This window comes from Microbispora bryophytorum, from assembly GCF_006874465.1.
GTDB lineage: Bacteria > Actinomycetota > Actinomycetes > Streptosporangiales > Streptosporangiaceae > Microbispora > Microbispora bryophytorum.
This window is the reverse complement of record NZ_VIRL01000004.1, coordinates 26,979-40,845: the sequence shown is the minus strand read 5'-3', so window position 1 is coordinate 40,845 and position 13,867 is coordinate 26,979. Positions and strand designations below refer to the sequence as shown.

Genomic DNA, 13,867 nt, shown 5'->3' with positions numbered 1-13,867 from the left:
CCGAAGAATCGACGTCCTGTCGTCAGACCCTGCCCGGACTGGTCACCTACACCGCGCAGGTGCCGTCGTCGCAGTCCTCACCGGCGGGCACGCCCACGGCCCTCTCCTCGGCCGTACGCGCCTCGACCTCCCGCAGGGCGGCCACGAGCGTCTCGACGGGCTGCGCGCCCGAGACGGCGTACTTCTCCTCGAACAGGAACAGCGGGACGGCGCGGACGCCGAGCGCACGGGCGCGGGACAGTTCCGCGCGCACCTCGTCCGCCCCGTCACCCGTGTCCTCGACTCCCGTCTCGGCGGCCAGGGCGGCCAGCGCGGCGGGGTCGCCGACGTCGAGGCCCTCGGTGAAGTGCGCCCGGAAGAGCCGGTCGGCCATGTCCCCGTCGCGCCCCGCGCGGCCGGCCAGCCGGATCAGCCGATGCGCCTCGAACGTGTTGGCGGCGACCGCCCGGTCGAAGCGGAGCTCCAGCCCGTCCTGCGCCGCCACTCCCGTGACGTGTCCGGTCATCTGCGCCACCTGGGCGGCGCCGCCGAACTTGCGCTCCAGCGCGCGCACCAACGGCTCACCGCCGGAGACCCCGTCCGGGTCGAGCTGGAACGGGCGATGGGCGACCTCGATGTCCCCCTCGTATAGGCGCACGGCCTCCCGGAGACGGTGGTGACCGATGTAGCACCAGGGACATACGACATCGGAGAAGATCTCGATTTTCACGACATATCCCAACCAGCGGCACCGACGGCCGATTCCCCGGCACCGGCGGCGTCCGTGGTCTTGCCAGGTTCCGACTCGCATCCGTATATTCGTAGACGAGTGAATGAGGAAGAGGGTGATCGTGGATGGCGAAGCGGCGCAAGGTGGCGAATCTGCTGGCGTTGGCGGTGCTCTCCACGCTCGCGCATCGGCCGATGCATCCGTACGAGATGGCGGCGGCGATGCGCGGCTGGAACAAAGAGCACGACATGGGGATCAAGTGGGGGTCTCTCTACACAGTCGTCGGCAACCTGGCCAAGCATGGGCTGATCCAGGAGCTGGAGAGCGGTCGCCAGGGGCGCCGCCCGGAGCGGACCGTCTACCAGATCACCGAGGCGGGCCGGGAAGAGTTGGTCGACTGGACCCGGGAGCTGCTCAGCGTTCCCCACACGGAGTTCCCCTGGTTTCGCGCCGGCCTGTCGGTCATGACGGTGCTCTCCCCGGACGACGTGGCCGGGCTGCTCACCGAGCGGCTCGCGGCGATCAGGAAGGGGATCGCCAGGCTGGAGGAGCTCTACGAACGTGACAGCGCGCGGATGCCGCGTCTGTTCCTCATCGAGGTGGAGTACGACCTGGCGATACTCAAGGCGGAAGAGGACTGGATCGGCGCCCTGCTGGGCGAGCTGACGGCGGGCACGTTCCCCGGCCTGCCGGAGTGGCGGACCTTCCACGAGACCGGCGAACTGCCGGCCGAGATGAAGAAACTCGCGGAAGACCACATCACTGACATTTAGCCCTGGTGGCGGTGCTGCAACACCGCCACCAGGAAGACCTTCGAACCGGCATGTGGTGGCCCGAAGATGCAGCGAATCGAGAATAACGGGTCTCCTCCCATGGCGGTTCGGCGAGCACGTCAATCGACAGGAGGAGAAATGAAGAACGTCGCGATCATCGGGGGCGGCATCGCCGGCCCGGTCACCGCGCTGGCGCTGCGCAAGGCGGGCATCGACGCCACCATCTACGAGGCGTACCCGACCAGCGCCGAGGGCGTCGGCGGATCGCTCGTCCTCGCACCCAACGGCATGGCGGCACTGGAAATCGTCGGTGTGGCCGGCGCGGTGCGGGCGGCCGCGCAGCCCAGCACGCGCTCGGTGATGACGCTCGGCAGCCGCACGCGCCTGGAGCTGCCCAGCCTGTCCCAGGTCGGACCGCTGCACGCGGTCCGGCGCGCCGACCTCTACCGGGCGCTGCACGACGAGGCCGTGAAGCAGGGCGTCAACGTCGAGTACGGCAGACGGCTCACCGGAGTGGAGGGCACCACGGCGGTCTTCGCCGACGGCAGCCGGGCCCGGTTCGACGTCCTGGTCGGCGCCGACGGCATCCACTCCACCGTTCGGCGGCTCATCGATCCGGACGCGCCCGGCCCGAAGTGGACCGGGATGCTCGGCGTGGAAGGCGTGTCGTCGTACGACGTGCCCGAAGACCCGGAGACGATCGTCTTCGCCTTCGGCAGGCGCGGCTACTACCTCTACTGGCGCAACGCCGCGGGCGGCAGCACCTGGGGCGTCAACCTGCCATACCACCGGCCCCTCTCCCTCACGCAGGCCCGCGAGGTGCCGCACGAGGAGTGGATGCGCATCCTGTTGGAGACGTACGGCGAGGACGTGCCCGGCGGTGACCTGCTCCGGCACACCCCTATGACGTCGATGCAGGTGACGGGGGCCCTCTACATCATGCCCAGCGTCCCGCACTGGTATCGGGACCGGATGGTCCTGGTCGGCGACGCCGTCCACGCGCCGTCGAACAGCTCGGGACAGGGCGCGTCGCTCTCCATCGAGAGCGCCGTCGAGCTCGCCCGCTGCCTGCGGGACATCGAGGACGTGCCGCGGGCGTTCGCCACGTACGAGCGGCTCCGCCGCACCCGGGTGGAGAAGGTGGCGGCACGCACCTCCAAGATCAACAGTACCAAGGCGCCGGGTCCGGTCGTGCAGAAGCTGATACCGCTGCTCATGCCGCTGATGCTGAAGACGTTCATGAATCCGGACAAGACCGTGGGCCCGGAGCAGCGCTACCGCATCGACTGGGACACGCCCGTCGGCGCGGCGGCCCACCTGGCGTGACCTACCTGCGGCGGCCCTGTCGGCCGAGGAGCCAGCCGATGACCGCGCTGCCGAGCGCGACCCCCGCGCCGGCGCCGAACGCCGCGAGCATCGTCCAGGCCGGCACACCCGGGCGGGGCGCGGCCGGGACCTGCCGCGTGAACACCCGCGGCTCCCCGGTCACGGCCGCCACCGCCGCACGCTCGCCGGCCGCCGCCACCGGCGCGATCTCGGCGACGACGGTCTCCACGGTTCCGGCGGGGACGGACAGCAGGTGCCGCTCGACGGCGGAGAAGAACTCCCCCGCGGTCTTCTTGGCGACCGAGGCGAGCATGCGCTGCCCCACGCCGCCGATCATGCCGCCGACGACGGCCTCGGCGTCGTAGTCGATCCGGGTGCCGCCTCCGGCGTCGCCGAGCCGTACGGCCACGGTCGCCTCCACCGTGCCGGGGGCGCCCTGGCCGCGCGCGCCGAGCGTGAACCGGTCCGGCTCCTCCTGCTCGCGCAGCGCCACCTCGCCCTGGTAGACGCCCTTGATCGAGGCGACCCCCGCGGTCACCGTCATCGCGTACACGTTCTCGCCGATCGTCTCCAGGCGCTCGCAGCCGGGGATCGTCCGGACCAGGACGGCAGGGTCCTGGAGGGCGTCCCAGACCCGCTTGCGCTCCGCCGCGACCAGCGCGCTGCCTGAGACCTTCATGAGCCACCTCCGATGCCGAGCACCCTAGAGAATCACCCGTACGGCGAGAACGGCAAGATCTGCCCCGGCACGGCGCCGTGGTCGTGCAGAGTTCACATGCCCGGCGGTGCGGCCGGCTACCGAGCCACGCCGTCGCGCCGTCAACCGCGCGGCGTACGAGCGAATCAGCCGCACGGCGGACGCGGCACTTGTCATCGTTCGTCCAGTCTTGATCCCGTGCCTCCCCAGGAGGCGCTCCCGGCGGGACGGAGCCCCCGTCCCCGGTGACCGGGACGGTCCGACCGCAACCGTCGGTACTGCAGGCAACGGGATCCGGCACCGCGAACCGGGGTCCGGGCGGCGCACGCGCCCGGCTGTGACGAAGATCGCACCTCGCGGAGCGCCGATGCTCTACAGCGTGTAGTACTACTGGTTATAGAACTACGAGCTGTAGAGCTCCGGGTGAGGGAGACATGGACGCGCTTGACCTGGCACGGTGGCAGTTCGGGGTGACCACCGTCTACCACTTTCTCTTCGTACCCCTGACGATCGGGCTGGGCGTCTACGTCGCCGGACTGCAGACCGCCTGGCACCTGACGGGCAAGGAGCACTACCTCAGGCTCACGAAGTTCTTCGGCAAGCTCTTCCTGATCAACTTCGCCATGGGCGTGGTCACCGGCATCGTCCAGGAGTTCCAGTTCGGGATGAACTGGAGCGAGTACTCGACCTTCGTCGGCGACGTGTTCGGCGCGCCGCTGGCACTGGAGGCGCTGCTCGCGTTCTTCCTGGAGTCGACGTTCCTCGGCCTGTGGATCTTCGGCTGGGACCGGCTGCCCAGGCGGATCCATCTCGCCTGCCTGTGGGCCGCCGTCATCGGCTCCAACCTGTCGGCGTACTTCATCCTCGCGGCCAACGCCTGGATGAAGCACCCGGTCGGCTACGAGGTCGTCGACGGCAGGGCCAGGATGACCGACCTGTGGGCGGTGCTGACCAACTCGACGGCCCTCGCCCAGGTGCCGCACGTCGTCGCCGCCTCGTTCGTCGTGGCGGGCGGGTTCGTCATCGCCGTCGCGGGCTACCGCATCCTGCGCGAGCGCGGCCTCGCCGTGCGGCCCGGCCGCCGGAACGCCCCGGCCGTCCAGGACGCGACCGTGCCGATGCGCCGCCTTCCGGACATGTGGCGGACCAGCCTGCGCGCCGCGCTCGTCATGACGGCGATCGCGGGGGCCGTCGTCGCCGGCAGCGGGGACCTGTCCGGCCAGTTGCTGCGCGAGCAGCAGCCGATGAAGCTCGCCGCGGCGGAGGGCCTGCGCCACGACACCGCCGGGGCGCCGTTCTCGATCGCGCCCGGCGTCGAGGTGCCCGGCCTGCTCAGCCTGCTCGCCGCGCACGACCCCGGCGCGACGGTCCAGGGCGTCGACGACATCCAGGCGCGGTACGAGAAGGCCTTCGGGCCGGCCGACTACATCCCGAACCTGCCGGTCGTCTTCTGGTCGTTCCGCGTGATGATCGGCTTCGGCATGGCCACGGTCGGCCTGTCCGTGCTCGGCCTGTGGCTGACCCGGCGGCGGCGGCGCGGCGGCACGGCGAAGCCGGTGCCCGGCTGGTTCGCCCGCCTGTGCGTGCTGGCGCTCCCGCTGCCCGCCGTCGCGATCATCTCGGGGTGGTTGCTCAGCGAGATCGGCCGCCAGCCCTGGACCGTCCAGGGCGAGCTCATGACGGCCGCCAGCGTGTCGCCGGGCGTCTCGCTCGGCGAGGTCGCGATCACCCTTGCGGTCTTCACGGTCCTGTACGGCGTGCTGGCGGTGGCCGAGGGCGTGCTGCTGGTGCGGCACGTCAAGGCGGGCCCGGAGGTGCCGCCGATCGAGAGCGCGCCCGCCGGCGCCGCTCCCGCCCGCCCCGACGATGCGCGGCTCACGCCGACGCTCATGTACTGAGGAGCCACGAGATGACGACCTTCTGGTTCATCGTGATCGCGTTCCTCTGGACGGGTTACTTCGTCCTGGAGGGATTCGACTTCGGCGTGGGCGCGCTGCTGCCGCTGCTGTCGCGCTCCGAGGCCGACCGCAGGCAGGTGCTGGGCACCATCGGGCCGGTCTGGGACGGCAACGAGGTGTGGCTGATCACCGCGATCGGGGCGATGTTCGCGGCCTTCCCTGCCTGGTACTCCGGCCTGCTCAGCGGCTTCTACCTGGCGGTCTTCCTCGTCATCGCCGGCCTGATCGTCCGCGGGGTGGGCCTGGAGTGGCGGGGCAAGGTCCACTCGCGCCGCGAGATCGCGCTGTGCGACGCCGGGATCGTCGTCGGCAGCGTGCTCCCGGCGTTCCTGTGGGGCGCGATCTTCGGCAACCTGCTGTTCGGCACGGCGCCGGCGACCGTGCTCGGCGGGGCCCTGTCGCTGTCGGTGGCCGTGCTGCACGGCGCGGTGTTCGTGGCGCTCAAGACGACCGGCGGGGTCCGGGCCCGCGCCCGCCGCGCCGCGCTTCTCGCGGCCGTCGGGGCGCTGCCGATGGCGATCGCCACGCTGCCGTCCGTGCCCGGCAGGGGGCCGGCGTGGACGCTGGGCACGGCCCTGCTCGCCGCCTCGGCGCTGGCGGCCGGGGTGACGCTGGTGTGGGGCCGCCGGGAGGGCTGGGCCTTCACCGCGACCGCGACCGCGATCGCCGCGACGACCGCCACCGTCTTCGGCGTGCTGTGGACCGCTCCCCTGCCCGGGCTCACGCTGGCCGAGGCGGCCTCGGCGCCGTACACGCTGACCGTCCTCACCTGGATCGGCCTGTTCGCCCTGCCGGGCGTCATCGCCTACCAGGCCTGGACCTACTGGGTCTTCCGCAAGCGCCTCACCGCCGGAGTTCACTGATCGCTTCCGGGCGCTCCCTGAGGCGTGAGGCGCAGGTGGTGGAGGTCGGAGGGGGAGATGGGCATCCGGGCGATCGTGATGCCCTCGGCGTCCTCGACGGCGGAGGCGATGACGGCCGAGACCGGGATGACCCCGGCCTCCCCCGCGCCCTTGATCCCCAGCGGGTTCAGCGGCGAGGGCGTCTCCAGGTGGGCCGTCTCGATGTGCGGCACCTCCGTGGCGTACGGCATCAGGAAGTCCATGAACGAGGCGTTCAGCAACTGGCCGTGCTCGTCGTAGACCATCTTCTCGTACAGCGCCCCGCCGACGCCCTGGGCGACCCCGCCGTGGATCTGCCCCTCGACGATCATCGGGTTGATCAGCCTGCCGCAGTCGTGGACGACGGCGTAGCGCAGGATCCTGATCTCGGCGGTGTCGGGGTCGGTCTCCACGATCGCCGCGTGCATGCCGGCCGCGAAGGTGGATCTGACCGGTGAGTAGTAGTCCCGCCCCTCCAGACCCGGCTCCTCCCCCTCCGCCACCGGCGGCCGGTCGTCGGAGGCGGCCCCGGCGAACTGGGTGGCCCGTCTGGTCTCCTCGTCGAAGGCGTACCGCAGCGGGTTGGACAGCACGGCGACGGTCCCCAGCGGGATCGACGCCGACGGCACGCCGGCGACGTGGACCGTCCCGTCGGTGATCTCCAGGTCGCGCGGGTCGGCCTCCAGCGCCTCCGCCGCGATCCGCAGCGCCTTCTCCCTGACCTTCCGGCAGGCGAGCGCGATCGCGTTGCCGCTCATCACGGCCGCCCGTGAGGCGAAGGTGCCCACGGCGTACCCGAAGCGCCGGGTGTCGCCGGTGACGACCGACACCTTCTCGATCGGCACGCCGAGCTCGGTGGCCGCGATCTGGGCGAAGGCGGTCTCGTGCCCCTGCCCCTGGGAGGTCAGGCCGGTCGAGACGTGCACCCGGCCGTCGGAGGTAATTTGCACGTGCCCGCCCTCGTAGGGGCCGACGCCGGTGCCCTCGACGTAGCAGCCGACGCCGATGCCGATCCTGCGCCCCTCGGCCGCCGCGCGGGCCTTCGCCTCCGGGAAGGAGTCCCAGCCGATCAGCTCCTTGAGCAGGCGCAGCGCCTCGGGGTAGTCGCCGCTGTCGTAGATCAGCGGGCGCCCGTCCTGGAACGTCATGCCCTGGTCGTACGGGAACTCGTGCGGCTGGATGAAGTTGGCCGCGCGGACCTCCGTGCGGTCCCTGCCGAGATGGGCGGCGATGCGGTCCATCGTCCGCTCCATGCAGAACACGCCCTGCGGGCGGCCCGCGCCCCGATAAGGCGTGACCTGCACGGTGTTGGTGTAGATCGAGGAGAACTCGACCCGGTAGGCGCCTACCTTGTACGGCCCGAGCAGCTGGGTCGAGGTGATGATCGGCACGATGATCCCGTACGGCGTGTAGGCGCCGTGGTCGTGCAGGATCTCCACCTCCAGGCCGAGGACGCGCCCGTCGTCGTCGAACCCGACCCGCACGTGCTGGACCTGGCCGCGCTCGTGCGACGACGAGATGAAGTGCTCGCGCCGGTCCTCGGCCCACTTGACCTCGCGGTTCAGCAGCCGGGCCGCCCACGGCACGAGGACCTCCTCGGGCCACGGATGCACGATCTTGACGCCGAACCCGCCGCCGACATCGGGCGCGACGACCTCCACCTTGGGCAGCGGCAGCCCGAGCTTGGCCGCGATCGCCATCCGCACGCTCGTGGACGTCTGCGTGGAGGAGTAGACGCGCAGCGAGCCGTCGTCGGCGTCCCAGCGGGCGTACACGCCCCTCCCCTCCAGGGGCATGGACGCGCTGCGCTCGATGTCGAGGCGGAACTCCAGCGTGTGCGGGGCGGCCGCGATCGCGTCCCGCGCGGCCGCCCCGCCCGGTCCCGGCACCTCCTGGACGAGGTGCGCGCCGACGTTGCCCGGCACGTCCTCGTGCACGAGGTGGACTCCGCGCACGGCCTCCTCGATGCCCACGACCGGCTTGAGGATCTCGTAGTCGACCCTGATCAGGGCGCAGGCGTCCTCGGCGAGGTAGCGGTCGCGGGCGACGACCATCACGACCGGCTCGCCGACGTGCCGGACGATCTCCCGGGCCAGCGGGTACGCCGTGCGCCCGTGGGTGAGCGCGGGGTGCGGGATCAGCAGCGGCAGCGGCTCGGCCAGCGCGCCCGGCAGGTCCTCCCACGTGTAGATCGCCACGAGGCCCTCCACGTCGAGGGCGGCCGACACGTCGATGTCGAGGATCCGCGCGTGGGCGTGCGGCGACCTGACGAAGGCGGCGGCCAGCGCACCTGCGCCCAGGTCGTCGAGGTAGCGCCCCTGGCCGGTGATCAGCCGGGCGTCCTCGCGCCGCTGGACCGGCTCGCCGAACAACCTGGTCGTCACCGGTCCTCCTCCACCCGAAGTTCTGTCTGACGCTCCGCCCGAGGCTCCGCCTGAAGCTCTGCCTGAAGCTCCGCCGCCCGGTGGACCGCCTTGAGGATGTTCTGGTAACCGGTGCACCGGCACAGGTTGCCCGCCACGGCCTCCAGCGCCTCCTCCTCGGCCGGTGCGGGGTTGTCCCGCAGGAACGCGGTCACCGTGCACAGGAACCCCGGCGTGCAGAACCCGCACTGCAGGGCGTGGCACTCGGCGAAGGCCCGCTGGACCGGCGACAGCTCGCCGTCGCGCGCCAGCCCCTCCACCGTCGTGATCTCGTGGCCGTCCACCATGACGGCGAACGTCAGGCACGACCGCACCGGCTCGCCGTCCAGCAGCACCGTGCAGGCGCCGCAGACGCCGTGCTCGCAGCCCACGTGGGTGCCGGTGAGGCCGAGGTCGTGGCGCAGGCAGTCGGACAGCAGCCGCCGCCCGGGCACCGTCGCCTCGCGCAGGACCCCGTTGACCGTCAGCGTCACCCGATGGCGTGTCTCGTTCACGATTCCTCCCCGCGGGCCGCCGCGGCGGCGTCCCGCAGCGCCCGCGCGGCGAGCACCCCGGTGAGGTGCCGCCGGTAGTCCGCCGTCGCGTGGATGTCGCCCTCCGGATCGATCCGGTCCCGTACGGCTCGCGCCACGGCCTCCCACTCGACCGAGGCGGCCGGACGCGGGCCGCACGCGGCGGTCACGTCCACGACCACCGGGACCGGTCCCACGCTCACACAGGCGACGCGGGCGGCGGCGATCCGGAGGTCCTCGTCCAGCGTGACGGCGGCGGCCACCCCGGCCACCGCGTAGTCGCCGTGCCGCCGGGCCACCTCGTGGAAGGCCGTGCCCGACCGAGGGGGCAGCGCCGGGAAGAACGCCGACACGGCCAGTTCGCCGGGCCGCAGCGCCGACTCCATCGGGCCGGTGAAGAACTCCGCGGCCGGCACCTCCCGCTCCCCGCCCCGGCTCGCCATCCGTACGGACCCGCCGAGCAGGGCGAGCACGGCGGGCATCTCGGCGGCGGGGTCGGCGTGCACGAGGCTGCCCACCACGGTGCCGCGGTTGCGGATCACGGGGTGGGCGACCAGCCGCAGCGCCTGCCGCAGCAGCGGCAGCGCGGCGGCGGCCCGCGGCGAGCGCTCCACGGCGGCGTGGCGGGCCAGAGCCCCGACGCGTACGCCGGACGGCCCGGCCTCGATCCCGTCCAGGCCGGGCACGCGGTTCACGTCGACGATGTGCGCGGGCGCGGCCAGCCGCATGTTGAGCAGCGGGATCAGGCTCTGGCCGCCCGCCAGCACCTTCCCGCCGGGCCCGGCCTCGGCGAGGACGTCGAGCGCCTCGCCGAGGGTGGCCGGGCCGTGGTAGTCGAACGGAGGCGGCTTCACCGCGTTCGCACCCGCGGCGCGGGCCGTTCAGACAGCCGGGTCGCGTTCGAGCCCGATCTCCCCACCCGTGACCTCCTTCGCTCGTCTGCTCGCGATCGCGCGGAGCAGGTGATAGCCGGCGAGCACCACGATCGTGCCGAGCGCGATCCCGGCGAGCGAGAAGTCGCCGGTGATCTGGTGGGTGACCGGCCCGATCGCGAGGATGATCCCCGCGCCGATCGGCACCATGTTGACCGGGTCGGCGAAGTCCACCCGGTTCTCCACCCAGATCTTCGCGCCGAGCAACCCGATCATGCCGTACAGGATGACCGTGACGCCGCCGAGCACGCCGCCGGGCGTGGCGGCGACCAGCGCGCCGAACTTGGGGCACAGGCCGAACAGGATCGCGATGACCGCGGCGATGTAGTAGGCGGCCGTCGAGTAGACCCGGGTGGCCGCCATGACGCCGATGTTCTCAGCGTATGTCGTGGTGGGCGAGCCGCCGACGGCGGTCGCCACCACGGTGCCGACGCCGTCGGCGATGATCGCCTTGCCCATCTGGGGGTCGACGTCGGCGCCGGTCATCTGGCCCACGGCCTTGACATGGCCGACGTTCTCCGCGATCAGCGCGATCACGGCGGGCAGCACGACCAGCACGGCCGACGCCTGGAACGACGGGGCGTGGAAGTGCGGCAGCCCGATCCAGTCGGCGTCGACGACGGCCTGGAAGCTCACGCGGGGGTGGGTGTCGATCTTCCCAATGCCCGCGTTGTACGCGGTGATGTTCCCGAACGCCTTGTCGGCGAGCCAGGACAGGACGAACCCGAAGACCAGCCCCAGCAGCACGCCGATCCGGCCGAGGAAGCCGCGGAACACCACGATGAACACGAACGTCGCGACCATCGTGATCAGCGCGATCCACGGGTCCTGCGGCCAGTACACGTCGGCCACGACGTACGCCAGGCCGAAGCCGATCAGCATGACCACCGCGCCGGTCACGACCGGGGGGAAGACGCGGTGGATGATCTGCACGCCGAGCACGTGGATCGCCACGCCGCACAGGGCCAGCACCAGGCCGGCGACGAGGATCGCGCCGGTCACGACCTGGTCGGCCCCCGGGGTGTCGCCGCCGAACGCGGCCCGCACCGCGACGACGCCCCCGACGAACGACGCCGACGTGCCCAGGTAGCTGGGGATCCGCCCCTGGGTGAAGAGCAGGAACAGGATCGTCGCGACGCCCGACATCATCACGGCCGTGTTCGGGTCCAGCCCCATGACGAGGGGGAACACGAAGGTCGCGCCGAACATGGCGATCACGTGCTGGGCGCCGATGCCGGCCATGCGCGGCCAGCTCAGCCTCTCGTTCGGTTTGACGACCTCCCCGGGTGCCAGCCCTCTGCCGTCGCCGTGCACTGTCCATCTGAAAGCCATTTACGCCCCTTTTGGTACTGGGCCGTGGGCCGGTAGGCCACCCCGCAGGCGTCCCTCCGCGGCGCTCTAGACCGTTTGGGGCACTTTAGGACTGGCGTGCGCGGCAGACATGGGCATGATCTGCCAAACCGGCGCGCTCCGGGGCGTCACACCACACGGATCGTGTACCCCTCGCCGCTGACGACCTGGCCCGCCCGGATTTTGCAGGCCTTGCGCAACTCCACGCGCCCGTCGACGCGCACCCGGCCCTCCGCGACGAGGTGTTTGGCCGCGCCGCCGCTGTCGGTGATCTGGCAGAACTTGAGGAGATCGCAGAGCGGGATGTAGTCGCCGTCCAGCTCGAAGGTGATCGCTGGGGCCTTCGCGTCGTTCACGCCGCCAGCTTAGATAAGTCAGCGAGTGCCCCGCAGACTCGCCGTGGCGAGGCGCCGCCTGGGCGACCGCAGGTGGAAGATCCAAGGGCCACGACCTAGATGCCCCTCATGCGCAGGACGTGCAGGGCGAGGGTGAGGTTGAGCCGCAGGTGCGCGTCCTCGGTGAAGTTGCCCAGCATGCGCTCCAGCTTGCCGATCCGGTAGCGCAAGGTGTTGTAGTGGAAGTGCAGCCGGCGCGCGGTCTCGGCGACGTTGAGGTTGGTCTCCAGCAGCGCCTGCAGGGTGCGGCGCAGGTCGGCGTTCTCCGCGTCGTCGTCCCCCGCGAGCGGGCCCAGGGTCTCGCGGACGAAGGCGTGCAGCTCGTCGGTGTCGTTCACCAGCGACAGCAGCCGGTAGACGCCCAGCTCGTCGAAGTGGGCGATCGCGCCCGCCCCGTGGAGCTGCCGGCCCACCCTGGCGGCCTTCAGCGCCTGGCCGTACGCGCCGGGCAGGGCGTCCACGCCGGAGGCGACCCGGCTGAGGCCCGTGGAGAACGTGCCGTCGGAGACGGCGGCGAGCGCGTCCCTGGCCACCTTCGCCGGGTCGGCCGCCGCCCCGACGATCGCCACGACCTCGTGGGAGAAGCCGGCGACCGCGCCGCGCGGGTCGTGCTTGCGCACCGCCGCCTGCCACGCCGCCAGCATGCGGTCCTGCAGCGGTCGTTCCTCGGCGTCCGGGTCGATCTCGGCGACCAGCACGCTCACCGGGCGCTCCACGTCCCAGCCGAACGCCTGGGCGCGCTCGGCCACCCGCAGCCCGCCCCTCCCGGTGAGCACGTCGCGCAGGAAGTCGGCGCGGTATTTGCTCTCGACCGCGGTGACCGCCTCCTGCTTGGTGATCACCAGCGCGGCGACGGTCGCGGCGCGCTCCAGGATGCCGATGTCGCTGGGGGTCAGCGTGCCGTGGGCGCTGTAGGCCGCGATCCTCCCGTGGTGGTGCCCGCCCGCGACGACCGGCACCGCCGCATAGTGCCCGTCGCCGCCCGCGGGCGGGGCCGCCTGCGTCCGCGCGAGGGCCGCGTTGATCTCCCGCAGCCGCGCCACCTGCCCGGACTCCCCGGCGGCCGCGAGGAGATGACCGGCGGCGTCGGTCGCCCCCACCGCCACCTGCAGCAGCCCGGCCACCTCCGCCGTGACCTCCCGCATCCCGCCCCCGGCCAGCACGATCTGCACGAGCGCCCGGTGCGCCTCCTCCGTACGGGCGAGGATCGCCGCCTGGCGGTTGAGGATGTCGGTGAGCACCTGGTTGAGGATGTCGTCGAAGCCCACGTCGTTGGGCAGCAGGATCAGCGGGAAGCCCAGCCGGTCGGCCTGCTCGACCATCTCCCCCGGCAGCTCGTCCAGGTAGCGGCCGAGCTTGATCGCCAGAGCGGCGAGACCGCGCTCGTCCAGGTCGGCCACGAGCCGGTCGAGTGACTGCGGCGTGTTGCGCAGCGGGTAGCCCGTGGTGAGCAGCAGCTCGTGCGGCTTCACCCAGGCGAGGATGTCGGGCACCTCCATCACGTTGAGGCGCTGCACGATGCGGTCGAGGCCCGCCCGCCCGGCGATCAGGCGGGCGTCCGCCAGCGTCGAGACCCCGAGCACCTCGCCCACCGACACGCCGTGGAGGATCGTTCCGGTGCTCGCCAGGCGCATGGCGGGCGGGGCCGGGTCGTTCTGCAATGCCGTCTCCGAGAATGCCGTCACCGGGGTCGCGACGTCCCCGGGCCATTGATCGCTCACCGCTCCTCGTCCGTTACGCGGGCCGCTCGTACCTCGCGGACCACTCCCCTCACTGCGTCGGGCTCGTCTCAGGCCGATTGTGCCCGACCGCGGTCCTGTCAGGAAGAGCCAAGCATTCGGCCGACTGTTGGCACCTTTCTCCGTACGGAGGGGGGAGACCGGGCCTTAGCGTCGGCAACGACTGGCTTCG

12 protein-coding genes are annotated in these 13,867 nt (G+C 71.9%); 4 read left to right on the top strand and 8 right to left on the bottom strand.

The window, feature by feature from the left end; translation table 11 throughout:
- Window positions 1-46: 46 nt before the first annotated feature.
- Window positions 47-709, bottom strand: coding sequence for a DsbA family oxidoreductase (locus FLX07_RS10420; RefSeq protein WP_142570031.1), 663 nt, complete (start codon window positions 707-709; stop codon window positions 47-49).
- 125 nt (window positions 710-834) lie between these two features.
- Between FLX07_RS10420 and FLX07_RS10415 the strand changes: the two genes are divergently transcribed.
- Window positions 835-1,482, top strand: coding sequence for a PadR family transcriptional regulator (locus tag FLX07_RS10415; RefSeq protein WP_142570029.1), 648 nt, complete (start codon window positions 835-837; stop codon window positions 1,480-1,482).
- 138 nt (window positions 1,483-1,620) lie between these two features.
- The gene (locus tag FLX07_RS10410; protein WP_142570027.1) at window positions 1,621-2,808 is read left to right on the top strand and encodes an FAD-dependent monooxygenase; all 1,188 of its coding nucleotides are present in this window, start codon (window positions 1,621-1,623) and stop codon (window positions 2,806-2,808) included.
- Window position 2,809: 1 nt separating this feature from the next.
- Here the strand turns inward: FLX07_RS10410 and FLX07_RS10405 are convergent, their stop codons facing one another.
- Complete coding sequence (locus tag FLX07_RS10405) at window positions 2,810-3,487, bottom strand: SRPBCC family protein (protein WP_142570025.1); 678 nt, start codon at window positions 3,485-3,487, stop codon at window positions 2,810-2,812.
- 452 nt (window positions 3,488-3,939) lie between these two features.
- Here FLX07_RS10405 and FLX07_RS10400 point away from each other — a divergent pair, with 452 nt between their 5' ends.
- Together FLX07_RS10400 and cydB are read left to right on the top strand one after the other, a co-directional pair.
- On the top strand, window positions 3,940-5,403 hold the full coding sequence (locus FLX07_RS10400; RefSeq protein ID WP_142570023.1) for a cytochrome ubiquinol oxidase subunit I: 1,464 nt from the start codon (window positions 3,940-3,942) through the stop codon (window positions 5,401-5,403).
- 11 nt (window positions 5,404-5,414) lie between these two features.
- On the top strand, window positions 5,415-6,326 hold the full coding sequence (gene cydB, locus FLX07_RS10395; protein WP_142570020.1) for a cytochrome d ubiquinol oxidase subunit II: 912 nt from the start codon (window positions 5,415-5,417) through the stop codon (window positions 6,324-6,326).
- Here cydB and cutA read toward each other — a convergent pair.
- The 6 genes from cutA to FLX07_RS10365 form a co-directional block, all read right to left on the bottom strand.
- Entirely contained in the window at window positions 6,320-8,728 is a 2,409-nt protein-coding gene (gene cutA / locus FLX07_RS10390) for an aerobic carbon-monoxide dehydrogenase large subunit (RefSeq protein WP_142570018.1), read from the bottom strand. The genes cydB and cutA overlap by 7 nt on opposite strands.
- Window positions 8,725-9,261 (bottom strand): (2Fe-2S)-binding protein, encoded by a 537-nt coding sequence (locus FLX07_RS10385; RefSeq protein ID WP_142570016.1) that lies wholly within the window; start codon window positions 9,259-9,261, stop codon window positions 8,725-8,727. Before FLX07_RS10385 ends, cutA begins: the two co-directional genes overlap by 4 nt.
- Window positions 9,258-10,133: an FAD binding domain-containing protein gene (locus FLX07_RS10380; RefSeq protein ID WP_142570015.1), complete on the bottom strand. Its 876-nt coding sequence runs from the start codon at window positions 10,131-10,133 to the stop codon at window positions 9,258-9,260. The genes FLX07_RS10385 and FLX07_RS10380 overlap by 4 nt, the downstream gene beginning before the upstream one ends.
- A 27-nt stretch (window positions 10,134-10,160) precedes the next feature.
- Complete coding sequence (locus FLX07_RS10375) at window positions 10,161-11,543, bottom strand: uracil-xanthine permease family protein (protein WP_142570013.1); 1,383 nt, start codon at window positions 11,541-11,543, stop codon at window positions 10,161-10,163.
- Between the two features lie 146 nt (window positions 11,544-11,689).
- Window positions 11,690-11,917 (bottom strand): RNA-binding S4 domain-containing protein, encoded by a 228-nt coding sequence (locus FLX07_RS10370; protein WP_167748190.1) that lies wholly within the window; start codon window positions 11,915-11,917, stop codon window positions 11,690-11,692.
- 95 nt (window positions 11,918-12,012) lie between these two features.
- Entirely contained in the window at window positions 12,013-13,590 is a 1,578-nt protein-coding gene (locus FLX07_RS10365) for a PucR family transcriptional regulator (protein WP_142570595.1), read from the bottom strand.
- Window positions 13,591-13,867 lie beyond the last annotated feature (277 nt).